Raw genomic sequence first — 23930 nt, 5'->3', positions numbered from 1 at the left:
GGTCTCAGACCGGCGGCGGGGGTGTCTTGGTGCGCAGCTCCAGCCGCCGTTCGCGTTCAAACACGTATAGCCCGGAGGCGACGATCACCGCGATGCCGACCCATGTCAGCGGGGTCGGGAAATCGCCAAAGGCGAAGTAGCCGATCACCGTGGCGCCGACGATTTCCAGGTATTGCAGCGGCGCGATGGTCCCGGCAGGGGCCAGGCGCAGGGCATAGGTCAGGAAGAGGTGAGAGATCGTCGCGACCACGCCGACTCCGGCAAGCGTCCAGATCGCAAGGCCTTGGGGCCACACCGGATCGAACAGAGCGTTGCCCGTGCCCTCCATCAGCAGCAGGGGCGGCACGATCAGCACGGTCGCGGCCAGGGCGGTGTGCCCCTGCAGGACAAGCGGGTGCAGGCGCCGGGCCATAGCGCGCGTCATCAGCATGTAGATGGCGAACAGAGCCGCAGTCACCAGCGGCAGGAACGCGACGAGCCCGAGGTCGGAAAAGCTGGGCCGGATCACCAGCAGCGCGCCGCCGAAACCCACGGCACAGGCGCTGAGCCGGCGCCAGCCGACCGGCTCTCCGAGAAAGACGGCGCCCATGAGGATCAGCACGAAAGGCTCGACAAAGAAGATCGAGATCGCATCGGCGATGGGCATGTAGCGCAGCGCGGTAAAGAAACAGCCCGTGGCCGCCAGCAGCGCGGCGGCGCGGGCGACGTGGCGGGCAAGATCGCCCAGTGTGACCCGGTGGCTGTGGCCCAGAACCACGGCAAGCGGCATCAGGATCGCCACCTGGATCGCAAAGCGAAAGGCCAGGATCTGCGGCACGGGCACCTCTGCCGGGGTGGCCTTGGCCAATGCGTCCATCATTGGCGCAAAGGTGCAGAAGGCCAGCATGAAGAGGATGCCGATGGTCGTTCGGTCGACGCTTTGTTGGGTCTGGGTGGTCATGGGGCCTCGCAGAACTGGCGGCAGGATCGGCGCGCCTTGCAATCGGGTCTTGTCGAAATGCGACGGCGACAGGTGGTCGCGGCCGGGCAACGGGTGAGGGGCAAGGTCATGGCAGGATCGACAGCCATATCCAGGCGGTCAGCACAGAGAGCGCGGTGGCGATCAGCACCGCCGAGGCGGCCACGCGCCGGGCGCGACCGTAGAGATTGGCGAAGACGTAGGAATTGATCCCGGGCGCCATCGCCGCAGTCAGCACCGCCGAGCGGAAGGCCGAGGTCGACAGGTCTGTGATCGTCCCCAACGTCCAGGTGATCGCCGGGTGCAGCAGCAGCGAGATCGCGCAGATATAGGCGATCACCCGCCCGTCGCCCTGCGGCTTGTAGCGGCAGAGCACGCCGCCCATGCCAAAGAGGGCAGCGGGCAGGGCGGTGCGGATGATCATGTCCAGCGCGTCGGTGGCGACGGCGGGCAGCGAGAGGTTCAGGAGGTTCGCGATCACCCCCAGTCCGATGCCGATCACCAGCGCGTTGCGGAACATCGCCCGGGCCACCTTGGCCGGCAAGGCGCGGTTTGACGTCCCGGCGGTTCTTGCGCGGGCAATCTCCATCGCGGTGATGCCGATGCCGTAGCAAAAGGGCGAATGCATCGCGACGATCACGTAGTTGGCCTGCAGGGCATCGCTGCCATAGGCGCGTTCGGTGATGGCAAGCCCCATCATCAGCGAGTTGGCGAAGAGGCAGCAGAACCCGATGGCCACCGCATCTTCCCAGTCGCGATTGAAGAAATAGCGCGCCCCCAGCAGCCCGGCGACAAAGCCCGTGGCCGACCCGGTATAGAAGCTGACCAGCAGCCAGGGATTGAAGTCCGGTCCCAGCTCCAGCGTCCAGATGGCCCGGAACAGCAGGCAGGGGATGGCGAAGGTCTGGGTAAAGCTCATCAGCCCGTCGACGCCGCCCTCGGAGAACCAGCCTTTCCAGACCGCGGCATAGCCGGCGCCGATCACCAGAAAGACCGGCAGGATCACGTCGAGCAGCGCCTGCATGTCGGGAAGCCTTGGGGAATGAATGCGTCAGAGGCGCGGAATGCGCGCGGGCAACCTCACATAGCTTGCCCCAAGGTGCAACTGCTGGTCCCCGGGCTGTGACGCTACATGCGTTCGCAACAGGTCAGCGCGAGGAAGGGCGGCCTGTTGTTGTGCGGCTTGTCCCCTCCTTTGGTCGTCAAGCAGGGCCAATGACTGCCCCCGTAAGGGGCCGCGTGCCGCACGCGATTGTCCGGTCCTTGGTTGGTTTTTTTGCACCAGCCTGATGGAATGGCAGTGTGGATGGGCATTTCCTTGCGCGTCAGCCTGTATTTCTCGGCGCCGCCCTCGTCTCTCAGTTTTCGCGTCGTCAGCCCGTCTCCCTTGCCCGTGCCGACGATCGTGCGTCCGTTGGCGGCAGCGCCGCCTGCAGGCAGTCCGCCATCCCCGAGCATTCTTGCTGGGAATAGGCCGGGGCGGCCAGTCTTGCCAGAGAAAGTGGTTACAGAGGGTAGCGGATTACCATGCCGTCGTAGGCGGGGGTGATGTGGTCTGCGGTCTCGGCCTTCACCTCGGCATAGTCGAGGTCGATGTGCATGTTGGTCAGCACCGCATGACGGGGCGCGGCACGGGCAATCCATTCCAGCGCAAGGTCAAGATGGGCATGCGTCGGGTGCGGGGTGCGGCGCAGCGCGTCCAGCACCCAGCAATCGAGGTTTTCGAGGTGCGGCCAGGCGTCGTCGGGAATGGTGGCCACGTCAGGCAGGTAGGCCAGGTCACCGATGCGGAACCCCAGCGCGTCGATGCTGCCGTGGTTGACATCGAAGGGGCTCAGGGTCACGGCGCCACCGGCGCCCTCGATCGTGACGGGGCCATTGATCGTATGCAGGTTCAGGATCGGCGGATAGGGAGAGCCTTCGGGCTGGACAAAGGCGTAGGCGAAGCGGGACAGAAGGTCGTCCTGCGTGTCGCCATCGGCCCAGACGTTCAGCCGCTCGCGCGTGTTGAAGACGATCTGGCGCAGGTCGTCCAGCCCGTGGGTGTGATCCGCGTGGGCATGGGTCCAGAGCACCGCGTCCAGCCGCCCGATCCCGGCGTCCAGCAGCTGGGCGCGCATGTCGGGCGTGGTGTCGATCAGCACCGTTGTGGTGCCCTCCGCGGTTTCGCGTTCCACCAGCATGGAACAGCGGCGGCGGCGGTTTTTCGGGTTCTGCGGATCGCAGGCGCCCCAGTTGCCGCCCAGCCGGGGCACGCCGCCGGAAGATCCGCAGCCAAGGATCGTGAAACGCAGCTCACCTGTCATGCAGCGCGCTCCCAGCGGGCGGCCTTGGCAAAGAGCGCGTCGAAATTCGACTCTGTCCGGCGCGCGAATTCCTCGTAGGGCAGGCCAAAGACCTCGGCGCCCTTCTGCGCGGTATGGGCGACATAGGCCGGTTCATTGCGCTTGCCACGATGGGGCGGCGGCGCAAGATAGGGGCTGTCGGTTTCCACGAGGATACGGTCAAGCGGCGCGCTGGCAAAGATGTCGCGCAGGTCCTGCGACTTGGGGAAAGCGGCGATGCCCGACATGGACAGGTAGAATCCGAGGTCCAGCGCGGCCTTCCCCAGAGCGGCACTGGATGAGAAACAGTGCATCACGCAGCTGTATTCCTGCGCCTTGTAGCCTTCGGTCAGGATGCGGGCCATGTCGTCATCGGCGTCGCGGGCGTGGATGATGAGCGGCAGGCCGGTTTCCTGCGCCGCCTCGATATGGATACGCAGGCTGGTCTTCTGCACCTCGGCGCTTTCGGCGGTGTAGTGATAGTCCAGCCCGGTTTCGCCGATGCCGACGAATTTCGGATGCTTCGACAGCGCAACCAGTTCGTCCACCGTGGCGAGGGGCTCTTCGGCGGCGGACATCGGATGTGTCCCGGCCGCATAAAAGACCGGCGCGTGCGCCTCGGCGATGGCCCGGACCTGGGGTTCGTTCCTGAGGCGGGTGCAGATGGTCACCATGCGATGCACGCCCGCGCGCAGGGCGCGGTCGATCACCTCGGGGCGCTCCTGGTCGAAGTCGGGGAAATCGAGGTGGCAATGGCTGTCGGTAATGGCGGGAACGGTCATTACGGCTCCTTGGTTGAGGGTGGTATCTAGGATGCCGCCGGGAGGGTCAAGGTGGGGGCGCCGGTCAGGGGGCGCCCAGTCCCTGGGGTCGCGCAACCGGGCGCGGCAGGAACGGATCGGGCCGGACAAAGGGGCGTGCGATCGGACGCAGCGTGGTCACGGGTGCCTGTGCCGTGGGCGGACCAAGCTCCGGGTCCGGGACCTGCGGATCCGGTGCGGCGAGGGACGGCGCAGGGTCTGACGGTTGCGGGTCCGGTCTTGGCTCGGGTTCGGGTTGCGGATCAGGTTCGGGTGCGGGGCGTCGGGCCGGTTCCGGCTCTGGCGCGGGTTGGGGGGACGGGTCTGGGGGTGTTTCCGGTGTTGGCTGGGGATCGGGTGTGATCGCGGGGGCCGCTTCGCGGACCGGCTCTGCCGGGGGCGGCGCGGCGGGCTGCGTGTCGATCCGCGGCAGGGCGCCGGTGGTTGGGGCCACGATCCCTGTGCCGGGTGTACGCGGGGCGGCGGGCGCACCGCGCAGGGCCGCGCGCGAGGTCTGCAACTCTGTCGCGGCAAAGGGCGTGGGCAAGCGCGGAGCTTCGGGCGCCGGGCCGCTCGAGACGGGCCGTGGCCGGGGTGTCGGATCGGCCTCGGGCGGCGCGCGCGGGACAGACGGCATGCCGGGTGCCCGGGGCACCGGCGTGCGTGTGGGCGTCAGCGGGCCGTTGGCGGGCGCCACGGGCGCGGCCTCGTCCGGGGGCGCATCGGGCGTTTCCGGCACGTCGGTGTCCGGCGGTCGATCCCAGGCGGCGACAAGCTCTCCCAGTTCCGGAGAGACCGGGACCAGCTTCAAGGCCGGATCGGAGGAGTCCCCGTCGGGCAGGGCAATCAGGGCAAGCACCCCGGCATGCACGATCAGCGCCAGCCCCAGGCAGAGCAGGGCCTCGAAGACGCGCCGCCCTGTCATTCCTCAGCCTCCTCTGTGGTCACAAGATCGACCCGTCCCGCCCCGGCCTCGGCCAGGCGGGTCAGGAGACGGGCCAGCAGGGCTGCCTGTGTTTCTGGTCCGGTCTGCAGGCGCACCATGCCTTCCGAGGCAGCTGCGCGAATGGCCTCTTCCCCGCGCATTGTGCCGAATGTGACCATGCCCGACGGCGCGAGGATCAGAACAGGCCGCATCTCTGCGGGCTCATCGACGGCCAACTGGCTGCGTCCTGCGCTGCCGGGATCGCCGAACTGCGCCGCCAGAAGAAAGAAGATGAGCAGCAGGAAGACCACGTTGATCATCGGCACCACGGGTTCGCGGCTGGGTTTCGGTGGGCCGGGCCAGAAGCGGCGTGGGGTGCTGAGACGCGAAGGGAACATGGCGCTATTCCACCACCGTCAGCCCGGTCAGCCCGGCCTTGCGCAATGTCTCCAGCACCTCGACCAGCCGCGCGACCCCGGTGCCGGAGGCCGGGCGCAGCACGACGATGTCCTGCGGAGAGGTCATCAGGGGGCGGAGTGCGGCGGGCAGGTCCGTGATGGGCTGGCCGTTGAGTGTAACGCCCTCGGGCAAAACGCTGACCAGGCGTGGCGGCCCGCCATAGGCGTTGCCGCCATCGGGGCTGGACAGCAACAGCGACAGCCCCTCGGTCCCGCCGAACCGGGCCACCAGCATGAAAAAGACCAGCAGCAGAAAGACCACGTCGATCATCGGCGTCAGGCTGGGGCGGCGGCGGCGCGGTGAAGTGGGAAGGTTCGGCATGGTCAGGCGGTGTCCGGCTCTTCCTCTTCTTCCTCGGCATAGGCCCAGGGGGTGGTGAAGACACGGGTCACGATGTCCTCGAGATCATGGGCCAGCCGATCCGCCATGCCGTCAAAGACCGAGAGCATGACGCTGGTTGGAATGGCAACGGCCATGCCGGCAGCGGTTGTCAGAAGAGCCTCCCAGATACCGCCGGCCAGCGCCGCCGGGTCGGCCTGCTGGCCGCTGTCCTGCAGCGCCTGGAAGGCGTCGATCATGCCCAGCACCGTGCCCAACAACCCGATCAGGGGCGCGATGGTCACGACCAGATCAAGCATGCGCAGGCCCAGCCGGGTTTCGTTCAGAACCGCGCGCGCCTGGCGTGCGGCCTCTTCACGGGCGTCTTCCTCGGGGATCGACAGGCGCGCCTGCATGGCGGCCTGGGCCACGCGGGACCGCGGCGCCGGATCAAAGGAAATGTGGCTCATTGCCAGGGTGGTCTGCCCCTGGCCCCAAAAGCGCAGGGCAGTTTCGGCCCCGGCGCGTTTCCAGGTGCCCAGACGCAGGAGTTGCCAGAGTTTCCAAAGGATGAGGGTAAGCGTCAACACCGACAGGATCGCGATGGCCCAGAGTGCGGGGCCGCCGCGATCAAGAAGCTGTGTGAGGCTGCTCAGGCTGGACATCATGGTCTGGTCTTTCTGGCGCAACGATCGGGGCCTGTGACAGTGTTCTCACGAAACCGCCCGCGGGGCGAGACCTGCCGTTCCCCTTTTAAAGAGCACTTATTCTTACAGCGGAAGGCGGAAGCGGGTCTAGGTTGCCTGTCGACCGCGGATAAGCGAAAGGCCACAGGGTTGGCGAGGGGCGGCAACAGTGAGCCTGTGCGTGCTGCTGGCTCTTCGCGCGATCCGAATGAATGCGGCTTACCGGCTCTCCGGCAGGCTCGACCAGCTCAGCGCCCTGATGCAGCGCGACGCGCCCGGCTGGGATGGCGTGAGCTGGAGCGAGGCGCTGACCCGCACCCCGACCGGATCGACAGCATCAAGATGACGGCCGACATCACCGCGAACAGCGTCACGGGCGGCCCCGTCATGACCGACCAGTCCACCGTAACCGGCGGCAATGTCGCCACCTGGGCGGACGGGATTGCCACGCTGGCGGACACCAGCCGGGCGCAGACCATCTTCGGCACATCGAACGGAGTCAACCTGCTGTCCAGCGACAGCCTGACGCTGAACTTCAACGACGGCGCCAACCAGAACGTGGACGTCAGTTCGATCGCGCCCAATGTCTGGAACAGCGTGGTCGTGATCGAGGACGACACCGGGCTGCGCCTGGTCCACAACGGCGGCGCCATCCGGGCCGTCAACTGGGTCGACTACTCGGCCACGCCCGCCGCCATCACGTCCCCGTCGTCGGGCGCACCAGCGACGCCTTCTCACTCTATGGCGAGTTCGCCTTACTCTCGGCCCACAACGTCTCGATCAGCGACGCCGACCTGTCCAACTACGCTGCAGGGCTGGTGGCGTTTGCGGCAGGCGTGAGGGGCATCACCATCGGGGCGTGAAAAGGGTGTTGAAGAGGGCGTCCCCGGCGGAAAGCCGGCTTAGGCCGGGGAGGGTCATCGAAATTGCGTCGCTGTAAAACCTGGTTGTTAGGTGACACTTATTCTTACAGTGAAGGCGGAAGAGGCTCGATGAAGGCGGCAGAAGCCGGATCGGCCAATAAAATAAGGACTTTCACAGGGATAGAGAGTGACCCAGCGCGCCGCACCGGAGTTTTTCAGTAACCCCTGAAAACGGGCAAATCGGGCGGATCCAGGCATCAGGGGCCGAAACCAGGGTGGTGGAAGGCCGGAACGCGCAAACCCCTTTCAATACTGGTTTAATCGGCGTTTCAGGGGGCTGTAAACCGGCATTGAGCAGGCGTTCTGAGCGCCGGGAACTGGGACGGTGGGCGCCCAGTTCTCTATCAACGTCCCAGATAGCGATTATGGGCGCAAAAACAAAGGCCTGACAGGATTTGTGCCCTGCCAGGCCTTTGGGTTAAGTGGGACGCGATTTTGGCGGATACAAGCTTATTTGAGCGAGTTTAAGGCATCTGGATACTTCTCCAGATATTCGTCAATCTGGAACTTGCGGGACGGCAACCCAAGCCAGCAAAGCTGGACGTAATCTTCTGCCAACCTGCCATACCTGCGCTCGATGTCGCCGCGGATGCCGGCATTCCAGTGGATGATCATGCTGCGGCATTCGGCCTGTTCGATGATAAGCCCGGCAACCTCCTTCACCTCATCTGGGGACTGGGCGGAAACAGGTAGCGTCGAGGCCGCGATGACCAAAAGTGCTTGTGCGAATTTCATGTTGATCTCTGGATTGGAATGGGTTCTTCCTGACGGGTATCCGAAATTGGTGGTTTATTCGGCCAGATCGAGACCGAAAAAATTTCGGACCGCTTTGCTGGCGAGAAGGGCGCGCGTCAGCACTACAACGGGGCCGGGTATGTCTCGCTCCCCACTCCACCAACGTCGCACCGTACGCCCATCTGAAACCTCAAAAAGACGGGCTGCGGCTGCGGCAGATAGACCCATCTTGCGATGGGCCTCGTGCAGTTCTTCTGGCGTCATTCTCCGCGCACCTCATCGAGCGTTTCAATATCAGTCGCGTCATCGCCGACCAGCGCATAGCCGTTCCGGTCCACGGCCCAAACAGGGTAGCTCGTGTCGATATCGCCGGGGATATCAGCCGTAGGCAGGGCAGACATGTCGATAAATGCCTGCGGGTCGATGGCATTTCCGAGATCGTCACGGCAGCGGTTAAGCTCGGAGATCAAGTCTCGCAGGACGGAGACATGCTTGGTGTTCCAAGATTTGATTTCGGCGGTGATCTGTTCGGGGGTTCGGGTCATTTCAGCGTCTCCTATCTAGGCGGGCACCATTGCCCTACTGACGGGATCAAGGTAGGGCCAATGGCCCTAGCTGTCAACCGATAAATAGATGTGACACCGTGCCGGGCTACTTGCCGCATAGGCTGCCTTCGACATAGGTGAGACGCGATTTTTGGGTGTTTTGCGGTGACGAAAGCGTTCTCTGGTTGGCTTACCTGCTGCATATATCGCCCTCAAACAGGCCTCTCAGGCAGCATATTGTCAAAGCCTCATCTGCTGCTGTTCCGCCACTGGCGATCTGCATGGGGATGAAGTTCTTAGATGAGATGAAGCCGTGGAAGATTGACGTGCGGCGATTGCCACCGTGCTCGTTCTCCGATTTGACAAAGCCGCAGAAGTACGGTGGTTTGCCTGCCTCAAACCGCCCCGTTACAGAGCCAAGTTCCACGCCGCGCGGATAGTAAAATCGTTCGGCCAGAGCTTTCTCAATTGTGCGTTTTTCGGCCCTGGTCGGCTCAAAATTCCCGGGTGCGCGGGTTGGCGCTTCTGGTTTCAGTTCTCCAAGTGCTGCGACGGCGACGGCAGCCGCAAGGATCGCAGATGTTCCAATTATAGTGGCGGAGAGCTTCACGTTCTTTCCTCACTTCCACAAATGCCCTGACCACACAACCTCTCCCAGGATGTTCTGCGAGATCGCGTTCATGACGTCAGGTCCTTGGCAATCTTGAACAGGCGCGACTTCTCTTCGCGGTCTATCCAGGGGGCGGGGTCAAGGTCGAGCCGGGCGGCGATGCGGCCCAGTGGCTCGATCCGCGCGCCCTTTGTGCCGTTCATGACGGCTGGAGGGCTGTACGGACGGTTCGCAAACATGACCAGGCTGCCGGCCTTTGGCAGCACGACCCAGCCGACCCCAAGGTGGCCGTCGATGGTGCAGGCCATAAGATCCGCCTCAGGGTCGGGCTTGGCCCTTGTATCGACGAGGAGCAGGGCGCCCTGAGAAATCGCCGGATGCATATCGTCATTTGGCATACCAATGGCATAGAGGGTGTCCGGGTCGAGGCCTTCCGCCTCCAGCCAGGAGCGTGAGAGGGCGACGTGTGACAGATCCCGATGGGCATAGTCGGCACGGTGATAGGGAATCGGAATGAAGCCCTGATCAAAGACTGACTTGTCGCCATCCACGGTGAGGTACGCCTTAGCTGCTTCGGCGAATCCGCTCGCGCTTGGCTGGGGGCGAGGCGGACCGATGTAAAACTCCAAGCCCAATGCGTCACACAGCTCTTTGGCACGATTCAAAGAAGTTCCAGCTTTCCGTTCACCTCGAAAGAGGCTGCGGATCGAGTCTTGCGGCATACCCAAAGCCTTCTCAGCGGCGAACGGCTTGTCGCCGTAGGGGCCGAGGCTGGCCTTGATCGCGGCCTTAAAGAGATCTTCTGCACTAGACATTTGTCGGAGAATTATCCGAATACAATGCCCCTTGACTATCGGAAAACTTTCCGGCTGTATAGTCGGAAAGTAATCCGAGAGCAGTCATGGCAACCGAACACCTTCTAAAGCTGGCAAGCGTCTACTCAGGACACACCGGACTGACTTTGGCTACGGTGTCCACCTACGCCGCAGATGCAGGCGTCTTCTTCAAGAACATCCAGGCGGGATCGAGCTGCACACTAAAGCGCTATCAGCGCGTGTTGCGCTGGTTCTCGGAGAACTGGCCGTCCGATCTCGAATGGCCGTCGGACATTCCGCGTCCTATGGCCCAGCCCTCAACAAAAGGAGCCGCGTGATGTCCCACGGCTGGTGGATCATCCCCTTGGCCATTGCCGGGCTTTGCCTGTGGCTGGCCTTTCTCAAGCTGACGGGGGTGCTGTGATGCTGACCCGTGCCGACATCGTCCTGCGCGCGCACATGATCGGCGCGGGCCTCACCGACCGCGAGCGGATCGCCCTGGGTGCGACGCTGATCGAGACGGTGATCGACCCCCGCTATCACCCCGAGCTTGCCTACACGGTCACGCATCTGCGCGACCATGCCGAGGCGCAGCGGGATGCGTTCTTTGACCTCGAAACACCGGATGGGCCTGGCACAGGCAAGGCCACCAATCACGAGCAGATGGGCCTGTCCGGATCCTGCGGTGCCCCGGTGCCGCAGCCCGCCCCGCGTGCCGCCATCTCCTCCCGGCGGCGCGCGGTGCGGGACCAGATTTTCGAGGCCGCCTCGCGGATGGATGACCACCCGCTGGGTCACGGGATCGGCGGATTTTGCCTGGTGATCTTGCTCTTCGCCGCGCTCTTCGCGCCGCTGTTCCTGCCCGTTTGAAGGAGTGTTCATGCCCCCTGAAACCCGGACGGACCTGATCACCCTGCGCTTGTTGATGTCCAGGGCGCGTGCCAACCGCCGCAAGTCGGACGAGGCCCGCGCCCTGGACCGGATGGCCACCGCCGCCTGCCACATGGGCCTTGCCCTGGCGCTGGAGCGCGAGGCCCTCGACCGGCTGGACGCGCTGGAAGCCAGCGGCACCCTGATCGCCATCGAGGCCCTGGTGGCGAGCGCCACCAGCTATGCAAGGGAGCGGCGCCATGTCTGATCCGTTTGAAGTCAAGAAGTCCGGTTACGGCTGGGCGGTGTTCGACCGCCGGACGCGCAATAAAGTCAGCCCTCAGGTCAGTTCGCTCCGCGCCGCCGAGGATTTCTGCAGGGATTTGAACCGCGAGGCGCGGCGGCGTCTCCGCCCCTGTCTTTGCTGCGGCTCGCCCTTCCTCAGCGAAGGACCGCACAACCGCATGTGCGACAGATGTCGGCGCGGAGCCGATCCATTCGACCGCCGCCAGGGGCTGTCTGCATGAAGCACGCCACGATCAAGTCGGCGCGGTTGCAGCGTGTCCTCGAGGTGCTGAGCGACAAGCGGGAGCATTCCACGCTGGAGATCATGACACGGGCCAGCGCGCCCGCCGTCAGCGCGATCATTTCCGAGCTGCGGTGCATCGGCGCCCGGATCGACTGCACCCGCCGCCACGACGGGCCGAACGGTGAGCCCCGCTGGTACTACAAGATGACGAAAGGGCCGCGCGCCGATGGGTAAGATCCTCACAACGATCACCGAACTGCCGGTGGACGAGATCAAAATGGGCAGCCGGTTGCGACCGGTCAGCGCCGCCGGGGTCGAGGCGCTCAAGACCTCTATCCGCGAGTTGGGGGTGATCAAGGACCCGATCCATGTCCGCAAACTGAAGAAGGGCGGCAAGATCGTCCTTTTGGCGGGCGGGCACCGGCTGACCGCCGCGCGCGAGCTGCGCGACGAAGGGGTCGAGGGCTACGAGACGATCAAGGTCACCTGCTGGAGCTGCACCGACGACTTCGCCCAGCTGATGGAGATCGACGACAACCTGGCGGGCGCGGAACTGTCGGCCCTGGATACCGCTGTCTTCCTGGCGCGCCGCAAGGCGGTTTATGAGCGGATGCACCCGGAGGCCAAGGCCCAGATCGGGGCGGGCCTGGTGGCCAAGCGCTGGGATACGGCGGACACGATGTCCGTCGTATCCTTTGCCGCCGCTGTGGCACAGACAATGGGCGTATCTGACCGCCATGTGCGCCGCCTCGTGCGTGCCGGGACGGTGCTGGACCCGCGCGACATTCAACTGCTGCGGAGCGCGCCGAAACCGGTCGCGCTGGCCGATTTGATGGAGCTGTCGAAGATCTCAGAGGTGACCGAGCGCTACGACGTGGTCGATCTCATGTCGAAAGGCGAGGCCAAGAGCGCCGCCGACGCTGTCCGCCAGGTGAAGGCTGCGCGCGGCGAAGGCCCTGCGCCGAAGGACGCCACCGACGCCGCTCACACCCGCCTGGCCGATGCCTGGACGCGCGCCAACAAGGCGGCGCGCCGTCGCTTTGTCGAGGATTTCGCCGAAGACCTGCGTGCCCTGCTGGACGAGATCGAGGGGGGCGCATGATGGACGTAGAAGGCGCAATTTCAAAAATGAAGAACCGCTTCGGCGTCACGACGGACAGCGATCTCGCCGAGGCTCTTTTCGTTTCGAAGCAGACTGTCAGCTCGTGGCGCTCGCGAGAGTCCGTGCCTGAAGACGCATTGCGATACGCGCGCGCCCTCTTCGAGATAGAAGCAAGGGTCTGTGTGACGGTTCCCATTTTGGGGGCTCTCTGAATGACGACCACCCCCACCCAGACCTGGTGGACCGCCGCCGAGATTGCCGAGGCCCGGCTGCCCGACATGCCCACGACCAAGCGGCGCGTGAATGATCTCGCCCGTCGTCAAGGCTGGGCCAGCCAGCCCGGCAAGGTGCGCCGCCGCAAGGGTCAGGGCGGGGGCCTGGAATATCACGTCAGCCTGTTCCCGACGCGGGCCAAGGTGGCGCTCACGCGGCTTGGACAGGAGGCCCGGGCGGAGGCGCCCAAGCGGTCCCGCGACCAGGCCTGGGCGGAGTTCGACAAGTTGAAGGCGAAGGCAAAGGGCATCGCCGAGACGCGCCTTGCGGCGCTGCGCGAGGTCGATGCGCTGGAACGCGCGGGCATGACCCGCACCGAGGCGGTCCGCGCCGTGGTCCGGCAGACCGGCAAATCGGAAAAGACGATCTGGAACTGGCTGGCCCTGATCGAGGGCATCGCGCCCGAGGATTGGCTGCCCTACCTGGCGCCGTCCTCCGGCAGGCCGCGCGGATCCCAGACCCAGCCGGATGAAAAGTTCCTCGACCTCGTCAAAGAGTATTTCCTGACCAAGTCGCAGCCGCCTTTGACCGCCGCTTATGACTGGGCCGAGGAGGTGGCGCGGAAAGAGGGGATCGCCGTTGCGCCGCTCTGGAAGGTGCGCCGCACCATTGCCGAGACCGTGCCAGAGCATGTGCAGGTCTACCTGCGGAAGGGCGCCCATGCGCTGAGCCGCTACTTCCCGCACCAGACCCGCGACAAGACCTATATGCACGCGATGGAGGCGGTGCAGACCGACTATCACAAGTTCGACGTCTTCATCCAATTCCCGGACCGCAAGAAGCCGGGGCGGATCCAGATGATCGCGATCTCGGACATCTACAGCGGCAAGTTCCTGGCCTACCGTCTGTCGGAGACGGCGAACGGGCACACGGTGCAGCTGGCGTTCGGCGACCTGGTGCGCCGCTATGGCATCCCGCAGCACTGCCTGATGGATAACGGGCACGAATTCGTCAACAAGGTGATGACCGGCCAGACCGAGCATCGGAAGCGGTTCAAGCTGGTGCAGGGCGAGGTGTTGGGCCTGTTCCCGCTGCTGGGGATCGGGTTGCATTTTGCGCAGCCGGGCTGGGGCCAGGCAAAGCCGATCGAGCGCGCCTTCCGCGACCTTTGCGACCGCGTGGCCAAGAACCCGGCCTTTGTCGGGGCCTACACCGGGCGCAACACGGTCGAGAAGCCGGAGAACCACGGCGCTCGGGCGGTCACCCTTGAAGAGTTCCGCGCGGTCCTGGAGCGCGAGATCGCGGCGCACAACGCACGGCGGGGACGGCGGTCGGAAGTGGCCAATCAACGGTCCTTCAACGAGGTGTTCAACGAGAGCTACGCGGCCTCGCCGATTACCAAGGCGACCGAGGAACAACAGCGCCTCTGGCTGATGCGTGCCGAGGGCGTCCGGGCAGATCGCAAGAATGGCGAAGTCTCGATCTACGGCTCGCGTTACTGGGCCGAGTGGATGTGGCAGATCGCGGGCAAGGACGTCACCGTCCGGTTCGATCCGGACGATCTGCAAGCGGGCCTGTCTGTCTACGAGATGGACGGCACCTTCCTGGGCGACGCACCGGTCCTGAAGCCCGGCGACTTCTTCTCGGTGGCGGATGCCAAGGAGCACGCGCGCGACAAGAAAGCATTCAAGCGGATCACGCGGGAACAGGCCCGGATCGAAAAGAAGATGACGGATGCGGCCGCGGCCAAGCGGCTGGCAGCAGCGCGACAGGATGCGCCGGGCGATGGGTTGCCGGATGCGGGCGTGATCCGCCTGCCGAAGATCCATCCGGCTGCGCCCAAGGGCGGGCGGCGCCGTGCCGAGGTTCCCGAGGAGGAAGAGCGCCTGACGGCCCGGGTCACGAAGCTGGAACAGCGCCGCGCCTCACCTAAACCGGACGAGCGCGATCCGGATGAGGATTTCGCACGAGCGCTGGAGCTGGAGCAGATGCAGGTCGACGGCCAGCCCATGACGGCAGAGCAGGCGGACTGGCTCGCGCAGTACCAGACCACGTCGGAATACCGCTCCCGTGTGCGGATGCACCGGGCGCTGGGCAAGAACAACGAATGAAAAAGGAGCAGAACATGCAAGGCGATCTGGCCCCCCTCCGTAACGTCGCGGCCCTGTTGGAAATGGTCGATCAACTACAGCACCGCAGCGTTACCCTTCCTGGGATCGGTGTTTTCTTCGGGCGGCATGGCGCTGGGAAGACCTCGGCAACGACGCTCGCCGCGAACGAGTACAACGCGCATATCGTACAGGCCAAAAGCACCTGGACCCGCCAGCACATGGCCGACGTGCTGCTGGAGGAGCTGGAACTCAAGGGCGTGAAGGGCACGCTGCCCCGCAAGGCCGACGCGATCAGCCGCGCCTTGGCGCTCTCCGACCGCCCGCTGATCATCGACGACGCACAGTACCTCATGAAGAGTGGCATGATGGACGTGGCCCGAGACATCTACGAGGGCTGTTTCACGCCGCTGATCTTCGTGGGGGAGCCGGACTTCGAAGCGAACCTGACCAAGTGGCCGAACATCTACGACCGTGTCCTGGTCAGCACCGAGACACTGCCCTGCAACGCCACCGATGCAGGCCACCTGGCACGCATCTACTGCGCCGGGGTCGAGGTCTCGCCCGACGCCCTGGACGAGTTGCTGCGCCTGACCGATGGCAGCGCGCGCAAGCTGAGCGTCAACTTCGAGAGGATCCGTGAAGCCGCGCGACGGCGGGGGCAGCGCCAGGTCGACACAGACTTCCTGCCGCTGGTGAAGCTCCACGGGATCGGCGGCGCGATCAGCGCCCAGTTGGGCAACCAGCGCAAGCGGGGGGCGGCATGAGCCAGGACTTCCGCAGCCCGATGGAGCGCGATGCCTGGCGTAAAGTCGAAGGGCTGGCCGAGTTCCATTGGACCGATCTTGAGGCGATGAACATGTGCGCCGAGACCGCGCAGAAGTTCATGCGCCGCTGGGCGCGCCTGGGCTGGATCCGGGTGTCCCGCAAGGACGGCCATCGCAAGATCTACGTCAACGCAGCCCGGGCAATCCCCGTTGTGCCGTCGGTCAAGGCCGACCCGACCCCCGAGGGGAACATGTGGCGGGCCATGCGCCGGATGCCGAACTTCACCCCGACCGACTTGGCGGCGCACGCCAATGCCGGGGGCGTTGATGTCACCGTCGAGTTAGCCCGTTCCTACTGCCGATCGCTGCTGGCGGCTGGCTACCTGAAGGTGCGGGAGACGGCGATCCCGGGACGGCGTCAGCCCCGCTACCAGTTGATCCGGAACACAGGTCCGCAAGCACCCGTGGTGCGTCGAGTCAAGGGCTTGGTGGATCCGAACGAGGGCGAATTCCTGCCGTTGAACGGGGGGGCGTCATGAGCGCGCTGGAGAAAGCCCGCATCGGCTGGGGCGTGGAGATGCCCGCATGGATCCGCGAACTGGCCGAGGAGTGCGACCGCACCAGCCAGAACAAGGCGGCGCTCCGGATCGGGCGTAGTGCCTCCCTGGTCTCGACCGTCCTGTCCCGGACCTACTCCGGCGACATGGCGGCGGTCGAGGAGCGGGTGCGCGGCGCCCTTATGGGCGAGACGCTGGTCTGCCCGGTCCTGGGCGAGATCGACAAGAAGGTCTGTCGCGACTGGCGCGGGCGCTCGACCGCCTTCTCGTCGCGCAACACCCGCGCGGTCCAGATGTTCCGCGCCTGCAATCGCTGCTCCATGAACAAGGAGACCCGGAATGCCTAACCCCCCCATGACCGAGGCCGAGATGCTGGCCAAGGCTGGCTCGGCCATCGCCAAGATCGACCGCAGTGGAATGCGTGGCGCCTCGATGGTGACGATGGCGGAGACCATCGCGATGGCCGCGCTGATCGAATGCCTGGGCGCAGGCCCGATCTGCCAGCGGGCTTATCACGAGGGTCAGATCGACACCGTCGATGCCGCGCGGGCGGCGGGAGTAGCGCTGTGACCAGCAAACCCATCGCAACCCACTGCAGCAACCCGAACCGCTACGACTACTGGACCTGTCCCGGTTGCTACTCCGACCTCGGCGACGTTGGGGAGGGCGAACATGTCTGCCCGACCTGCGACCGCCCGATCCGCTGCACCGTCGAAATGGAGCCAGCGTGCCATTGCTCGCTGATCGAAGCAGAAGAAGAGGAAACCGACCAATGAACGCTTTCAGCAAACCCGGCGTCATCGACATCGATGGCACCCCGCACATGAAGGACGCCAAGGGGCGGCTGCAGCCGCTCACGACCGTCAAGGCCCAGGACCAACTGCAGGACGAGGTGGTCCGCAAGGTGATTGGGTACGCAAAGGAACTGAGCTGCCAGGTCAGCCGGTTCAAGAACCACACCTTCGAGGACCTCTCCGGCTTCGAGGCGCTGCTGGCGCAGGAGTACGGTGAAACCAAGGGCGGCGCGAAAGGCAACAAGACCTTCATGAGCTTTGACGGATGCATGAAGGTGCAGGTCCAGGTGGCCGATCAGATCGACTTCGGCCCCGAGCTGCAGATCGCGAAAGACCTGATCGACGAGTGCCTGAACGAATGGGCGGCGGATGCCGGCGACGAGTTGCGCGCTGTCGTGACCCGCGCCTTCAACACCGACAAGGCGGGCCAGATCAACCGCGCCGAGATCTTCATGCTGCTGCGCCTGGAGATTGCGGACGAGCGCTGGAAACGGGCGATGGAAGCGATCCGGGATGCCATGCGCGTCGTCGGCTCCAAGACCTATGTCCGCTGCTACCAGCGTGACCACGGCGAGGCGCCCTGGGAAGCCATCACCATCGATCTGGCCAAGGCGTGAGGGAGGATGTGATGCAGGACCAGACCGACAGCTACGGCATTGCCGCAGGAGAGCTCAAACAGCTCATCGAACGCTATGAGCGCCTCGAAGAAGAAAAGCGCGAGATCGGCGAGCAGCAGAAGGAGTTGATGGCCGAGGCCAAGGGGCGCGGCTACGACACCAAGGTCATGCGCAAGGTGATCGCCCTGCGCAAGCGCGAGGCCGACGACATCGCCGAGGAAGAGGCGGTGCTGGACATGTACAAAGCTGCGCTGGGGATGGGGTGATGGCATACCCTCGCAGTGAAAAGGACGCCCGCGCCCGGTCGCTTCGCAAGCTGAAGGCGCTGGAGAAGCGGGCCAGGAGCACGCTCTACGAGATCGCCGGGTTCTTCGAGGAAGGGCCGGTCAGTGCCGATATCGACCGCTTGCTGGACGATCTCGGCCAAGGCTTCACGGCACTCAAGGCGTCGATGGACGATGAGGTCGACAGGGCGAAGGAGCGGGCGTGATGGCTGTTGCGGCAATCGATCTCAGCGTCATCGTCCCGGCGTCGGAAGATGCCCGTGATCGCGGCTGTGTTTGCCCGTCACCAGAAGACTGTGGCAGCCCGACGTTCCCCGCTGTCGTGCTGTCCTGCGGTGGCCACCTGTTCGATCCCTTGTGCCCGGTTCACGGCCGCGCCGTGACCGCCGAGGTCCAACGCATGATCGGAGCCCGCCAATGATGATTTCTCACTGGGCCAAGGTCCGATCCTACAGCTCCACCAGCAGGTCCGGAAAGCACGTTTTGAAGATCGAGCTGGAGTACCAGGACCCCTCGCACATGGGCTTCGACATGAAGGAGCTCGACGAGATGATCGCGAATGCGAAGACCCCGCCAAAACGCCAGAGGCGGCTCGCACTTCCTGCGCCGGAGGAAAAGCAATGACCGCCGAGCAGATCAATCAGGATGAGCTAAACTGCCCGGCCTGCGATGACGAACCCTTGATGCTGGTCGGCGAGTTCACGAGCGACGACCTGGCCGACGGCGTGATCATCCGCTGCCCGGCCTGCGGCTTCCAGGTCGCGGGGCCGGAACCGAAGTACCTTGAAGCGCTGCTCAGGCTCGCCTGGGACTGGCACCCGCTGGATGTCTGTTTCGAAGACGAGGTGTATCCATGACCGCCAATATGATCCGCGCCATCCACGTCGGTTGCCGCCAGCTCGGGATCGACGCAGACACCCGACATGATCTGCAGTTGCGCCTGGTGGGCAAGACCAGCCTCTCGGATATGTCCGACGATGAGCGGCAGCGTGTCCTGGACGAGTTGAAGGCGCGCGGGTTCCGGCCCTCTTCCGGCAAGCGCGCCAAGGCGCCCCGCGCGGACCTGCGCCTGGTCCACGTCCTCTGGGCCAAGTTGGGCCATGCGGGCGAGCTGAAGGACCCGACGCGCAAGGGGCTGAACAAGTTCATCCAGAAACGCTTCGGCGAGGCCTGGGGCTTTGTCCCGGCCGACATCGACGGGCTGCGCGATCACGACAAGATCGACGCGGTGCTGCAAGCGCTGATCCAATGGGGCAAGCGCTCCCGGATCGACTTTGACTGGTCGAGGATCGGAAAATGAAGAAGCCGCGCCACAGGGTCTCGGACTATGCACTCCTGCAGTACATCGAGACCGTCACAGGCGTAGAGGTCGAAGCCTTGCGCCAAGTCATCGCCGCCCGTGCGGATGCTGCCGGTACCGCCAATGCAGGCATGTATGAACTGGCATCCGAGGATCTCCGCTTCTATGCGTCCGGCGGCACTGTCTGTGGCGTCAGAGCGAAGAACGCGCGGGAATGACCGACCCGGTGGCATATCCTCGCCACCCGGCGCACCTGGATCCCTATATCGAGGTCCTGGGGCCGCGCATGGCGGTCAGCTTCCTGGTCATGTTCGGCGGCTCGCCTCTCTGGTTTCCGGACGACCCCCGTGGCCGCAGTGCGGCCGAGCATCTGATCGGCGCCGACAAGATGCGGGCGCTCGGCGCGCGCATGCGGTCGAACCTGACCGAGATCCCGATGCCAAAAAACTGGCTGATCCGCGCGCTGCACGCGGAGGGCCTGTCGGTCGGGCAGATTTGCCGCGCCCTGAAAACCAGCAGCACAAACGTCAAGCGGACCCTGCGCGAGGCCGGTGGCGACAAGCCTCCAGCCGATCCCGATCAGCTGTCTCTGTTCTGACAACCTTCCCAATGTAGGCACCCGTTTCAACCCGGCATTCTGACCCCGTTCAACGGGGGTATCAGATGTCCACGAAACATGACGTGCGCCGAATGGCCGAGGAGATCGTCGCCCGCGAGGGCGCGTTCGTGAACGATCCCGACGATCCGGGTGGCGCGACCAAGTACGGCGTCACCATCCACACGCTGCGCAACATCCCCTGGGGCGACCTGGATGGTGACGGCGACATCGACGTGATGGATGTGCGTGCGCTGTCGCAGGATCACGCGATCCTGATCTTCGAGGAGCGCTATTTCTTCGGGCCGCGCATCGACGAGCTGCCCGAGCCGCTGCAGGCCACCGTCTTCGACATGTACGTCAATGCCGGCGCCAACGCGGTGAAGCTCCTCCAGCGGCTGCTGTGCGAGATGGCCCCGCCCGCGATCGCCATCGATGGCGTGATCGGTCCCCAGACCATCTCCGCCGCCAACCGTGCCTGGGAGCGGGCCGGGCAGCACCTGGTCGATGCCTACGGGATCGAGCGGCGCAACTTCTATTTCCGCATCGCCGACCGGCGCCGGGCCAGCCGCAAATACGCCCGCACCCGCGCCGGCGGCAAGGGTGGTTGGATCAAGCGCGCCGAGGAGTTCATCTCGCCCGAGTACCACATGACCGATGCCGAGTTTCAGGCGCGGGTGGCGGCATGGGGCTGATCGGCCAGATCCTCTCCACGCTCTTCGGTGGTGACCGCAACGCGGTGCGCGAGATGGCCGAGGTGTTCCGGGTCAACGCAGAGGCCGCTTCGAAACGCGGCCATGACCTGGACAGCGCCGCGCTGGACCAGTTCGCGGCCGAGTTCTGCCGCCGGACACGCCGCACCTGGTGGGACAGCCTGATCGACGGTCTCAATCGTTTGCCGCGTCCGCTGCTGGCGCTCTGGGCGCTCTGGGTGCTGGTCTGGACCCCCTATGACCCGGTTTTCATGGCGCAGGTCTTTGCCGCCTGGGGGGTGATCCCGCAGAGCGTCTGGGCCGTGATCCTGGTGATCGTCACCTTCTTCTTCGGTGGGCGCCAGCAGGTGAAGGGTCTCGATTTCCAGCGCGACGTGGCGGGGCTTCTGACCCAGACACAAGCGGTCCTTAAGAGCCGCGCAAGCCTGGATGCGCTGGAAGATGGCGAGGCGCCCCGCGCCTCCACCCCCGTGCTTTCCGACAATCCCGCCCTCGACGCCTGGCGGGCGTCGAATTGATCCAGAAAGGACTGACCATGAAATCCGCGACCCTTGGAATGATCGCCTGGTGCCTTGGGGCAATCCTTGCGCTCCTCGTCTTCGCCTCCCTGTCTGTGCCTGCCGAGGCGCAGACCCTGCGCCACTGCGTGCCCCGTGCTGCCCTGATCGAGGGGCTGGCTGAGAAATATGGCGAAACCCGGCGGGCCATAGGCCTGGGTGCGAACGGCGCGATCATGGAGGTGTTTGCGTCGGATGCGACGGGCACATGGACAGTCACCATGACGATGCCCAACGGGATCTCCTGCCTGGTGGCCAGCGGGGACACCTATGAGACGCTCTCCGAGGCGCCCACGCCCGAGGGGGATGCGCTGTGACTGCTGCCGATCTTCTCGACATGGCCATGAAGGCCATCCCGATCCTGCTGTCTTTCGCTGCCATGATCGTGGCGGTGATCCGCACCCGGCGGTCCGAGGTCGATGAACGGTTCAAGGCTGGGTCCGACCGTATGGACCGGCACGAGATCCGGATCGCGCGGCTGGAACAGACTGTCAGCGGCCTGCCGTCCAAGGATGACGTCCACAACATCCAGTTGAGCATCGCCGAGATGACCGGATCTTTGGGTCGAATGGAGGCCGTGATGGAGGGCAACGCCAAGATCATGCAGCGGCTGGAGACCATCGTCAGCCGCCACGAGGACCACCTTTTGAACGACAGGAACCGGCCATGAGCTACGCCGAAGAACTGCAGCAACACGCCCGCCTGGCGATCCTGCGGATGCTGGAGGACGCGCCGCGCTACACCTCCAATGTCTCGATCATGACCGATCTCCTGCCGCGCTTCGGGATCACCTATTCGCGCGACCAGGTGGTGACCGAGCTGAGCTGGCTGGCCGAACAGGGCATGCTGACCACCGAGGATCTGGCAGGCGGGTTCATCGTCGCCACGGCCACGACGCGCGGCGTCGAGATCGCCCAGGGCATCGCCAAGCACCCCGGTGTCCAGCGCCCCCGTCCGGGGAGCTGAGCCATGCCTCCGCCAAGGAAACTGGACCTGATCCCCGAGGAGCTACGCCGCTGGCTGGCCGAGGAGCTGCGCGACCGGGGTTTCGCCGACATCGTCGATGTCACCGAGGGGCTGAATTTCCGTCTGCAGGAGGCGGGTCTTGAACTGTCGGTGGGCAAGACGGCCGTCGGCGATTTCTCGAAGGCGCTGAAGGACCAGCGCGAGGCTTTCGCCATCGCCGAGACGCTGCTCTCGGACATGGACATCGAGGCCGAGGGCGAGCTGCACAAGGTGTTGATGCAGATGATCGCCACGAGCGCGGTCCACATGATCCAGTCGGTGCGAGAGAAGGACGAACACCTCGACCCGAAAGACCTGATGAGCCTGGGCCGGATGCTCAAGGATCTCATGAGCAGCTCGGGCATGCGCGAGAAGCTGTTGGCCGATGAACGCGCCCGTGTCGCCCGTCAGGCGCGCGAGGCGGCGCAGGCCGAGATGGACGAGGCGCTGGAGGCAACGGCCACCGAGGCCGGGCTCTCGGCCGAGATGCTCGACCGCCTGCGCAGGGGCGTGCTGGGGTTGCGGTCATGAGGCGGTCGCGGACACAGGTCAATGCGATCCTCCTGGTCGGGGACCACCACTGGCGCAAAGGACCGAAGTGGAAAGCGGCATTGGCCTGGGCATTCGGCAAACGCGAACGATTTGCGACGCACCTGGGCGGGCAGGCCACCGTCAGCTGGTGGCGCGGGGAACCGTACCTGATCACACTTAAGGAGGCGACATGACCGAACCGCTGCGCGCCATCGTCCTCACCGACCGGCAAGAGCATCGCCGCAGAGCTGATTGCGGCTCAATCTGGATCGCGCCCTGCGAGGAGGGCGAGGAAGCCGCGCTCTGGTTCGTCTGCCCTTGCGGGTGCGGCCAGGTCAGCCGGATCACGGTCGGCCACCGGCACAAGCCGCATGCCCACGGCGCGACCTGGAACTGGAACGGGTCCCGCTCCGAGCCGACGCTGCACCCGTCGGTCAACGTCCACCGCAACGAGATCTGCGCCGGCTGGCATGGCTGGCTGCGGGATGGCTACTGGGAGGTGGCGTGATGCTGAGCTTTGGAAAATACGCCGTGGGATTTGGAATGCTTGCGTTGGGAAATTGCCGATGCGCAGTGGTGCCCCGGCTGTCCAGCGCGCCGCGGGCCGCCGATCCGGCCAAGGCCAAGGCGCGCAAGGCACAGCGTGCGGCGCGCAAGGCCACCCGCAAGAACCGGAAGGGGGGGAGAGGCTGATGAAAACCGAGGACCAGATCCGCCGCCGAATTGCTCAGATTGAAGGCGAGCTGAAATTGGGTGCATCCTACGGCGGCCCAGACCCAAACCCGGTGGGAACTGGTGGGTTGAAAGTCGAGCGTGCAGCTTTGCTCTGGGTCCTCCAGGCGGACAGTTCGTTCTAATGGCCAGCCCCGCCGAAATCGCCAACGACATGGACGCGCACGCGCGCTTCTGGGCGGGGCGCGACCGAGACGCCGAACGCGCCTGCCGCGACGCCGCCCGCGCGATCCGGGACTTGCTGGCCGGGAAAAGGCTGGATGGCCGGTTCTGGGGCGGGCTGCATGGGCGGCTGCTTCGCCTGGAGCGCCTGGAGACAATGGTCCAGGGCTATCCCGATTTCCTCCGGGCGCGTCTGTGCATCGAGCGCCTCCGCTTGGAGGCGCGCGCCGCATGACTGATCGTGTCACATGTCTCTGCCCCGGTTGCATCCGGACTACCTCGCGAGCCTACGCCGAGTGGATTTGCGGAAAGCACTGGATTGCCGTGCCTCGCTGGATGCGTCGTCGTTGGTTTCGACTTCGCGATAGAGCGGCGCGCGACAGCCGCTGGAGAGAC

General features: G+C 65.1%; 45 protein-coding genes. 33 read left to right on the top strand and 12 right to left on the bottom strand.

Annotated elements, in window-relative coordinates:
• Positions 1-4: 4 nt before the first annotated feature.
• From KZZ07_RS19825 to KZZ07_RS19790, 8 genes are all read right to left on the bottom strand, one after another.
• Positions 5-940, bottom strand: coding sequence for a DMT family transporter (locus KZZ07_RS19825; RefSeq protein ID WP_255564470.1), 936 nt, complete (start codon positions 938-940; stop codon positions 5-7).
• Positions 941-1046: 106 nt separating this feature from the next.
• A complete protein-coding gene (locus KZZ07_RS19820; protein WP_219516636.1) occupies positions 1047-1982 on the bottom strand; it encodes an AEC family transporter in 936 nt (311 codons plus the stop codon).
• Between the two features lie 481 nt (positions 1983-2463).
• Positions 2464-3264 carry an MBL fold metallo-hydrolase gene (locus KZZ07_RS19815; protein WP_219516635.1) on the bottom strand — a complete coding sequence of 267 codons (801 nt, stop codon included), beginning with the start codon at positions 3262-3264 and terminating at the stop codon, positions 2464-2466.
• The gene (locus KZZ07_RS19810; RefSeq protein WP_219516634.1) at positions 3261-4064 is read right to left on the bottom strand and encodes a TatD family hydrolase; all 804 of its coding nucleotides are present in this window, start codon (positions 4062-4064) and stop codon (positions 3261-3263) included. The genes KZZ07_RS19815 and KZZ07_RS19810 overlap by 4 nt, the downstream gene beginning before the upstream one ends.
• Before the next feature lie 64 nt (positions 4065-4128).
• Positions 4129-5007, bottom strand: coding sequence for a hypothetical protein (locus tag KZZ07_RS19805; RefSeq protein WP_219516633.1), 879 nt, complete (start codon positions 5005-5007; stop codon positions 4129-4131).
• Positions 5004-5405 (bottom strand): biopolymer transporter ExbD, encoded by a 402-nt coding sequence (locus tag KZZ07_RS19800; RefSeq protein ID WP_219516632.1) that lies wholly within the window; start codon positions 5403-5405, stop codon positions 5004-5006. The genes KZZ07_RS19805 and KZZ07_RS19800 overlap by 4 nt, the downstream gene beginning before the upstream one ends.
• Positions 5406-5409: 4 nt before the next feature.
• Positions 5410-5787: an ExbD/TolR family protein gene (locus KZZ07_RS19795; RefSeq protein ID WP_219516631.1), complete on the bottom strand. Its 378-nt coding sequence runs from the start codon at positions 5785-5787 to the stop codon at positions 5410-5412.
• A gap of 2 nt (positions 5788-5789) precedes the next feature.
• Positions 5790-6452 carry a MotA/TolQ/ExbB proton channel family protein gene (locus KZZ07_RS19790; protein ID WP_255564469.1) on the bottom strand — a complete coding sequence of 221 codons (663 nt, stop codon included), beginning with the start codon at positions 6450-6452 and terminating at the stop codon, positions 5790-5792.
• Positions 6453-6639: 187 nt separating this feature from the next.
• Between KZZ07_RS19790 and KZZ07_RS19785 the strand changes: the two genes are divergently transcribed.
• Positions 6640-6816, top strand: coding sequence for a hypothetical protein (locus tag KZZ07_RS19785; RefSeq protein ID WP_219516630.1), 177 nt, complete (start codon positions 6640-6642; stop codon positions 6814-6816).
• A 41-nt stretch (positions 6817-6857) separates the two neighbouring features.
• Complete coding sequence (locus KZZ07_RS19780) at positions 6858-7310, top strand: hypothetical protein (RefSeq protein ID WP_219516629.1); 453 nt, start codon at positions 6858-6860, stop codon at positions 7308-7310.
• A gap of 533 nt (positions 7311-7843) precedes the next feature.
• On the opposite strand, the gene KZZ07_RS19775 is transcribed toward KZZ07_RS19780, so the two are convergent.
• From KZZ07_RS19775 to KZZ07_RS19760, 4 genes are all read right to left on the bottom strand, one after another.
• The gene (locus KZZ07_RS19775) at positions 7844-8128 is read right to left on the bottom strand and encodes a hypothetical protein (protein WP_219516627.1); all 285 of its coding nucleotides are present in this window, start codon (positions 8126-8128) and stop codon (positions 7844-7846) included.
• Positions 8129-8388: 260 nt separating this feature from the next.
• The gene (locus KZZ07_RS19770) at positions 8389-8673 is read right to left on the bottom strand and encodes a hypothetical protein (protein ID WP_219516626.1); all 285 of its coding nucleotides are present in this window, start codon (positions 8671-8673) and stop codon (positions 8389-8391) included.
• 190 nt (positions 8674-8863) lie between these two features.
• On the bottom strand, positions 8864-9283 hold the full coding sequence (locus KZZ07_RS19765; RefSeq protein ID WP_219516625.1) for a hypothetical protein: 420 nt from the start codon (positions 9281-9283) through the stop codon (positions 8864-8866).
• Between the two features lie 68 nt (positions 9284-9351).
• Positions 9352-10098, bottom strand: coding sequence for a S24 family peptidase (locus KZZ07_RS19760; RefSeq protein ID WP_219516624.1), 747 nt, complete (start codon positions 10096-10098; stop codon positions 9352-9354).
• 86 nt (positions 10099-10184) lie between these two features.
• Here KZZ07_RS19760 and KZZ07_RS19755 point away from each other — a divergent pair, with 86 nt between their 5' ends.
• From KZZ07_RS19755 to KZZ07_RS19605, 31 genes are all read left to right on the top strand, one after another.
• Positions 10185-10436 carry a hypothetical protein gene (locus KZZ07_RS19755; RefSeq protein ID WP_219516623.1) on the top strand — a complete coding sequence of 84 codons (252 nt, stop codon included), beginning with the start codon at positions 10185-10187 and terminating at the stop codon, positions 10434-10436.
• 85 nt (positions 10437-10521) lie between these two features.
• Positions 10522-10968, top strand: coding sequence for a hypothetical protein (locus KZZ07_RS19750; RefSeq protein ID WP_219516622.1), 447 nt, complete (start codon positions 10522-10524; stop codon positions 10966-10968).
• A 10-nt stretch (positions 10969-10978) separates the two neighbouring features.
• Positions 10979-11236: a hypothetical protein gene (locus KZZ07_RS19745; RefSeq protein WP_219516621.1), complete on the top strand. Its 258-nt coding sequence runs from the start codon at positions 10979-10981 to the stop codon at positions 11234-11236.
• Positions 11229-11495 carry a hypothetical protein gene (locus tag KZZ07_RS19740; RefSeq protein ID WP_219516620.1) on the top strand — a complete coding sequence of 89 codons (267 nt, stop codon included), beginning with the start codon at positions 11229-11231 and terminating at the stop codon, positions 11493-11495. The genes KZZ07_RS19745 and KZZ07_RS19740 overlap by 8 nt, the downstream gene beginning before the upstream one ends.
• Complete coding sequence (locus KZZ07_RS19735) at positions 11492-11731, top strand: hypothetical protein (protein ID WP_219516618.1); 240 nt, start codon at positions 11492-11494, stop codon at positions 11729-11731. Before KZZ07_RS19740 ends, KZZ07_RS19735 begins: the two co-directional genes overlap by 4 nt.
• Positions 11724-12599, top strand: a complete 876-nt coding sequence (locus tag KZZ07_RS19730) for a ParB/RepB/Spo0J family partition protein (RefSeq protein WP_219516617.1) — start codon at positions 11724-11726, stop codon at positions 12597-12599. The genes KZZ07_RS19735 and KZZ07_RS19730 overlap by 8 nt, the downstream gene beginning before the upstream one ends.
• Positions 12596-12811, top strand: coding sequence for a helix-turn-helix domain-containing protein (locus tag KZZ07_RS19725; protein ID WP_219516616.1), 216 nt, complete (start codon positions 12596-12598; stop codon positions 12809-12811). The genes KZZ07_RS19730 and KZZ07_RS19725 overlap by 4 nt, the downstream gene beginning before the upstream one ends.
• Positions 12812-14923 (top strand): transposase domain-containing protein, encoded by a 2112-nt coding sequence (locus tag KZZ07_RS19720; protein WP_219516615.1) that lies wholly within the window; start codon positions 12812-12814, stop codon positions 14921-14923. It begins immediately after the preceding gene.
• Positions 14920-15687 (top strand): AAA family ATPase, encoded by a 768-nt coding sequence (locus tag KZZ07_RS19715; protein WP_219516614.1) that lies wholly within the window; start codon positions 14920-14922, stop codon positions 15685-15687. Before KZZ07_RS19720 ends, KZZ07_RS19715 begins: the two co-directional genes overlap by 4 nt.
• Positions 15684-16226, top strand: coding sequence for a hypothetical protein (locus tag KZZ07_RS19710; RefSeq protein ID WP_219516613.1), 543 nt, complete (start codon positions 15684-15686; stop codon positions 16224-16226). The genes KZZ07_RS19715 and KZZ07_RS19710 overlap by 4 nt, the downstream gene beginning before the upstream one ends.
• Entirely contained in the window at positions 16223-16591 is a 369-nt protein-coding gene (locus tag KZZ07_RS19705; protein WP_219516612.1) for a hypothetical protein, read from the top strand. Before KZZ07_RS19710 ends, KZZ07_RS19705 begins: the two co-directional genes overlap by 4 nt.
• Positions 16584-16814 (top strand): hypothetical protein, encoded by a 231-nt coding sequence (locus KZZ07_RS19700; protein WP_219516611.1) that lies wholly within the window; start codon positions 16584-16586, stop codon positions 16812-16814. Before KZZ07_RS19705 ends, KZZ07_RS19700 begins: the two co-directional genes overlap by 8 nt.
• Positions 16811-17020, top strand: a complete 210-nt coding sequence (locus tag KZZ07_RS19695) for a hypothetical protein (RefSeq protein ID WP_219516610.1) — start codon at positions 16811-16813, stop codon at positions 17018-17020. Before KZZ07_RS19700 ends, KZZ07_RS19695 begins: the two co-directional genes overlap by 4 nt.
• Entirely contained in the window at positions 17017-17655 is a 639-nt protein-coding gene (locus tag KZZ07_RS19690; protein ID WP_219516609.1) for a DUF3164 family protein, read from the top strand. The genes KZZ07_RS19695 and KZZ07_RS19690 overlap by 4 nt, the downstream gene beginning before the upstream one ends.
• Before the next feature lie 11 nt (positions 17656-17666).
• Entirely contained in the window at positions 17667-17921 is a 255-nt protein-coding gene (locus KZZ07_RS19685; RefSeq protein WP_219516608.1) for a DUF2312 domain-containing protein, read from the top strand.
• Positions 17921-18145, top strand: coding sequence for a hypothetical protein (locus KZZ07_RS19680; protein ID WP_219516607.1), 225 nt, complete (start codon positions 17921-17923; stop codon positions 18143-18145). The genes KZZ07_RS19685 and KZZ07_RS19680 overlap by 1 nt, the downstream gene beginning before the upstream one ends.
• Positions 18145-18360: a hypothetical protein gene (locus tag KZZ07_RS19675; protein ID WP_219516606.1), complete on the top strand. Its 216-nt coding sequence runs from the start codon at positions 18145-18147 to the stop codon at positions 18358-18360. Before KZZ07_RS19680 ends, KZZ07_RS19675 begins: the two co-directional genes overlap by 1 nt.
• A 62-nt stretch (positions 18361-18422) precedes the next feature.
• Entirely contained in the window at positions 18423-18563 is a 141-nt protein-coding gene (locus KZZ07_RS19670) for a hypothetical protein (RefSeq protein ID WP_219516605.1), read from the top strand.
• Positions 18560-18796: a hypothetical protein gene (locus KZZ07_RS19665; RefSeq protein ID WP_219516604.1), complete on the top strand. Its 237-nt coding sequence runs from the start codon at positions 18560-18562 to the stop codon at positions 18794-18796. Before KZZ07_RS19670 ends, KZZ07_RS19665 begins: the two co-directional genes overlap by 4 nt.
• Positions 18793-19239, top strand: a complete 447-nt coding sequence (locus KZZ07_RS19660) for a gp16 family protein (RefSeq protein WP_219516602.1) — start codon at positions 18793-18795, stop codon at positions 19237-19239. Before KZZ07_RS19665 ends, KZZ07_RS19660 begins: the two co-directional genes overlap by 4 nt.
• Positions 19236-19457: a hypothetical protein gene (locus KZZ07_RS19655; RefSeq protein WP_219516600.1), complete on the top strand. Its 222-nt coding sequence runs from the start codon at positions 19236-19238 to the stop codon at positions 19455-19457. Before KZZ07_RS19660 ends, KZZ07_RS19655 begins: the two co-directional genes overlap by 4 nt.
• A complete protein-coding gene (locus KZZ07_RS19650; RefSeq protein ID WP_219516598.1) occupies positions 19454-19837 on the top strand; it encodes a hypothetical protein in 384 nt (127 codons plus the stop codon). Before KZZ07_RS19655 ends, KZZ07_RS19650 begins: the two co-directional genes overlap by 4 nt.
• 65 nt (positions 19838-19902) lie before the next feature.
• Positions 19903-20529 (top strand): holin-associated N-acetylmuramidase, encoded by a 627-nt coding sequence (locus tag KZZ07_RS19645; protein ID WP_255564466.1) that lies wholly within the window; start codon positions 19903-19905, stop codon positions 20527-20529.
• A complete protein-coding gene (locus KZZ07_RS19640; RefSeq protein ID WP_219516597.1) occupies positions 20520-21065 on the top strand; it encodes a 3TM-type holin in 546 nt (181 codons plus the stop codon). Before KZZ07_RS19645 ends, KZZ07_RS19640 begins: the two co-directional genes overlap by 10 nt.
• A 17-nt stretch (positions 21066-21082) precedes the next feature.
• Entirely contained in the window at positions 21083-21421 is a 339-nt protein-coding gene (locus KZZ07_RS19635) for a hypothetical protein (RefSeq protein WP_255564465.1), read from the top strand.
• Positions 21418-21774: a DUF2730 family protein gene (locus KZZ07_RS19630; RefSeq protein ID WP_300534901.1), complete on the top strand. Its 357-nt coding sequence runs from the start codon at positions 21418-21420 to the stop codon at positions 21772-21774. Before KZZ07_RS19635 ends, KZZ07_RS19630 begins: the two co-directional genes overlap by 4 nt.
• Positions 21771-22070 carry a VpaChn25_0724 family phage protein gene (locus tag KZZ07_RS19625; protein WP_219516596.1) on the top strand — a complete coding sequence of 100 codons (300 nt, stop codon included), beginning with the start codon at positions 21771-21773 and terminating at the stop codon, positions 22068-22070. The genes KZZ07_RS19630 and KZZ07_RS19625 overlap by 4 nt, the downstream gene beginning before the upstream one ends.
• A 3-nt stretch (positions 22071-22073) precedes the next feature.
• Positions 22074-22640, top strand: coding sequence for a phage protein Gp27 family protein (locus KZZ07_RS19620; protein ID WP_219516595.1), 567 nt, complete (start codon positions 22074-22076; stop codon positions 22638-22640).
• Positions 22641-22830: 190 nt separating this feature from the next.
• Positions 22831-23148: a ubiquitination-like system serine protease family protein gene (locus tag KZZ07_RS19615; protein WP_219516594.1), complete on the top strand. Its 318-nt coding sequence runs from the start codon at positions 22831-22833 to the stop codon at positions 23146-23148.
• A 184-nt stretch (positions 23149-23332) separates the two neighbouring features.
• Entirely contained in the window at positions 23333-23497 is a 165-nt protein-coding gene (locus KZZ07_RS19610) for a hypothetical protein (RefSeq protein ID WP_219516593.1), read from the top strand.
• On the top strand, positions 23497-23769 hold the full coding sequence (locus KZZ07_RS19605) for a hypothetical protein (protein ID WP_219516592.1): 273 nt from the start codon (positions 23497-23499) through the stop codon (positions 23767-23769). Before KZZ07_RS19610 ends, KZZ07_RS19605 begins: the two co-directional genes overlap by 1 nt.
• The last annotated feature ends 161 nt before the right edge of the window (positions 23770-23930 follow it).

Source organism: Mameliella sp. CS4 (assembly GCF_019392335.1).
Classification (GTDB): Bacteria; Pseudomonadota; Alphaproteobacteria; order Rhodobacterales; family Rhodobacteraceae; genus Antarctobacter.
This window is presented reverse-complemented; position numbering and strand designations above follow the sequence as displayed.

Coding starts and splice junctions, on each gene's coding strand:
- KZZ07_RS19620 (WP_219516595.1), top strand. CDS start 22,074: ATGCCTCCGCCAAGGAAACTGGACCTGATCCCCGAGGAGCTACGCCGC.
- KZZ07_RS19815 (WP_219516635.1), bottom strand. CDS start 3,264: ATGACAGGTGAGCTGCGTTTCACGATCCTTGGCTGCGGATCTTCCGGC.
- KZZ07_RS19750 (WP_219516622.1), top strand. CDS start 10,522: ATGCTGACCCGTGCCGACATCGTCCTGCGCGCGCACATGATCGGCGCG.
- KZZ07_RS19810 (WP_219516634.1), bottom strand. CDS start 4,064: ATGACCGTTCCCGCCATTACCGACAGCCATTGCCACCTCGATTTCCCC.
- KZZ07_RS19755 (WP_219516623.1), top strand. CDS start 10,185: ATGGCAACCGAACACCTTCTAAAGCTGGCAAGCGTCTACTCAGGACAC.
- KZZ07_RS19780 (WP_219516629.1), top strand. CDS start 6,858: ATGACCGACCAGTCCACCGTAACCGGCGGCAATGTCGCCACCTGGGCG.
- KZZ07_RS19635 (WP_255564465.1), top strand. CDS start 21,083: ATGAAATCCGCGACCCTTGGAATGATCGCCTGGTGCCTTGGGGCAATC.
- KZZ07_RS19735 (WP_219516618.1), top strand. CDS start 11,492: ATGAAGCACGCCACGATCAAGTCGGCGCGGTTGCAGCGTGTCCTCGAG.
- KZZ07_RS19645 (WP_255564466.1), top strand. CDS start 19,903: ATGTCCACGAAACATGACGTGCGCCGAATGGCCGAGGAGATCGTCGCC.
- KZZ07_RS19705 (WP_219516612.1), top strand. CDS start 16,223: ATGAGCGCGCTGGAGAAAGCCCGCATCGGCTGGGGCGTGGAGATGCCC.
- KZZ07_RS19760 (WP_219516624.1), bottom strand. CDS start 10,098: ATGTCTAGTGCAGAAGATCTCTTTAAGGCCGCGATCAAGGCCAGCCTC.
- KZZ07_RS19650 (WP_219516598.1), top strand. CDS start 19,454: ATGACCGACCCGGTGGCATATCCTCGCCACCCGGCGCACCTGGATCCC.
- KZZ07_RS19790 (WP_255564469.1), bottom strand. CDS start 6,452: ATGATGTCCAGCCTGAGCAGCCTCACACAGCTTCTTGATCGCGGCGGC.
- KZZ07_RS19700 (WP_219516611.1), top strand. CDS start 16,584: ATGCCTAACCCCCCCATGACCGAGGCCGAGATGCTGGCCAAGGCTGGC.
- KZZ07_RS19615 (WP_219516594.1), top strand. CDS start 22,831: ATGACCGAACCGCTGCGCGCCATCGTCCTCACCGACCGGCAAGAGCAT.
- KZZ07_RS19675 (WP_219516606.1), top strand. CDS start 18,145: ATGGCTGTTGCGGCAATCGATCTCAGCGTCATCGTCCCGGCGTCGGAA.
- KZZ07_RS19725 (WP_219516616.1), top strand. CDS start 12,596: ATGATGGACGTAGAAGGCGCAATTTCAAAAATGAAGAACCGCTTCGGC.
- KZZ07_RS19715 (WP_219516614.1), top strand. CDS start 14,920: ATGAAAAAGGAGCAGAACATGCAAGGCGATCTGGCCCCCCTCCGTAAC.
- KZZ07_RS19685 (WP_219516608.1), top strand. CDS start 17,667: ATGCAGGACCAGACCGACAGCTACGGCATTGCCGCAGGAGAGCTCAAA.
- KZZ07_RS19775 (WP_219516627.1), bottom strand. CDS start 8,128: ATGAAATTCGCACAAGCACTTTTGGTCATCGCGGCCTCGACGCTACCT.
- KZZ07_RS19730 (WP_219516617.1), top strand. CDS start 11,724: ATGGGTAAGATCCTCACAACGATCACCGAACTGCCGGTGGACGAGATC.
- KZZ07_RS19655 (WP_219516600.1), top strand. CDS start 19,236: ATGAAGAAGCCGCGCCACAGGGTCTCGGACTATGCACTCCTGCAGTAC.
- KZZ07_RS19795 (WP_219516631.1), bottom strand. CDS start 5,787: ATGCCGAACCTTCCCACTTCACCGCGCCGCCGCCGCCCCAGCCTGACG.
- KZZ07_RS19640 (WP_219516597.1), top strand. CDS start 20,520: ATGGGGCTGATCGGCCAGATCCTCTCCACGCTCTTCGGTGGTGACCGC.
- KZZ07_RS19690 (WP_219516609.1), top strand. CDS start 17,017: ATGAACGCTTTCAGCAAACCCGGCGTCATCGACATCGATGGCACCCCG.
- KZZ07_RS19800 (WP_219516632.1), bottom strand. CDS start 5,405: ATGTTCCCTTCGCGTCTCAGCACCCCACGCCGCTTCTGGCCCGGCCCA.
- KZZ07_RS19660 (WP_219516602.1), top strand. CDS start 18,793: ATGACCGCCAATATGATCCGCGCCATCCACGTCGGTTGCCGCCAGCTC.
- KZZ07_RS19710 (WP_219516613.1), top strand. CDS start 15,684: ATGAGCCAGGACTTCCGCAGCCCGATGGAGCGCGATGCCTGGCGTAAA.
- KZZ07_RS19805 (WP_219516633.1), bottom strand. CDS start 5,007: ATGACAGGGCGGCGCGTCTTCGAGGCCCTGCTCTGCCTGGGGCTGGCG.
- KZZ07_RS19610 (WP_219516593.1), top strand. CDS start 23,333: ATGAAAACCGAGGACCAGATCCGCCGCCGAATTGCTCAGATTGAAGGC.
- KZZ07_RS19825 (WP_255564470.1), bottom strand. CDS start 940: ATGACCACCCAGACCCAACAAAGCGTCGACCGAACGACCATCGGCATC.
- KZZ07_RS19665 (WP_219516604.1), top strand. CDS start 18,560: ATGACCGCCGAGCAGATCAATCAGGATGAGCTAAACTGCCCGGCCTGC.
- KZZ07_RS19770 (WP_219516626.1), bottom strand. CDS start 8,673: ATGACCCGAACCCCCGAACAGATCACCGCCGAAATCAAATCTTGGAAC.
- KZZ07_RS19605 (WP_219516592.1), top strand. CDS start 23,497: ATGGCCAGCCCCGCCGAAATCGCCAACGACATGGACGCGCACGCGCGC.
- KZZ07_RS19680 (WP_219516607.1), top strand. CDS start 17,921: ATGGCATACCCTCGCAGTGAAAAGGACGCCCGCGCCCGGTCGCTTCGC.
- KZZ07_RS19820 (WP_219516636.1), bottom strand. CDS start 1,982: ATGCAGGCGCTGCTCGACGTGATCCTGCCGGTCTTTCTGGTGATCGGC.
- KZZ07_RS19740 (WP_219516620.1), top strand. CDS start 11,229: ATGTCTGATCCGTTTGAAGTCAAGAAGTCCGGTTACGGCTGGGCGGTG.
- KZZ07_RS19745 (WP_219516621.1), top strand. CDS start 10,979: ATGCCCCCTGAAACCCGGACGGACCTGATCACCCTGCGCTTGTTGATG.
- KZZ07_RS19720 (WP_219516615.1), top strand. CDS start 12,812: ATGACGACCACCCCCACCCAGACCTGGTGGACCGCCGCCGAGATTGCC.
- KZZ07_RS19625 (WP_219516596.1), top strand. CDS start 21,771: ATGAGCTACGCCGAAGAACTGCAGCAACACGCCCGCCTGGCGATCCTG.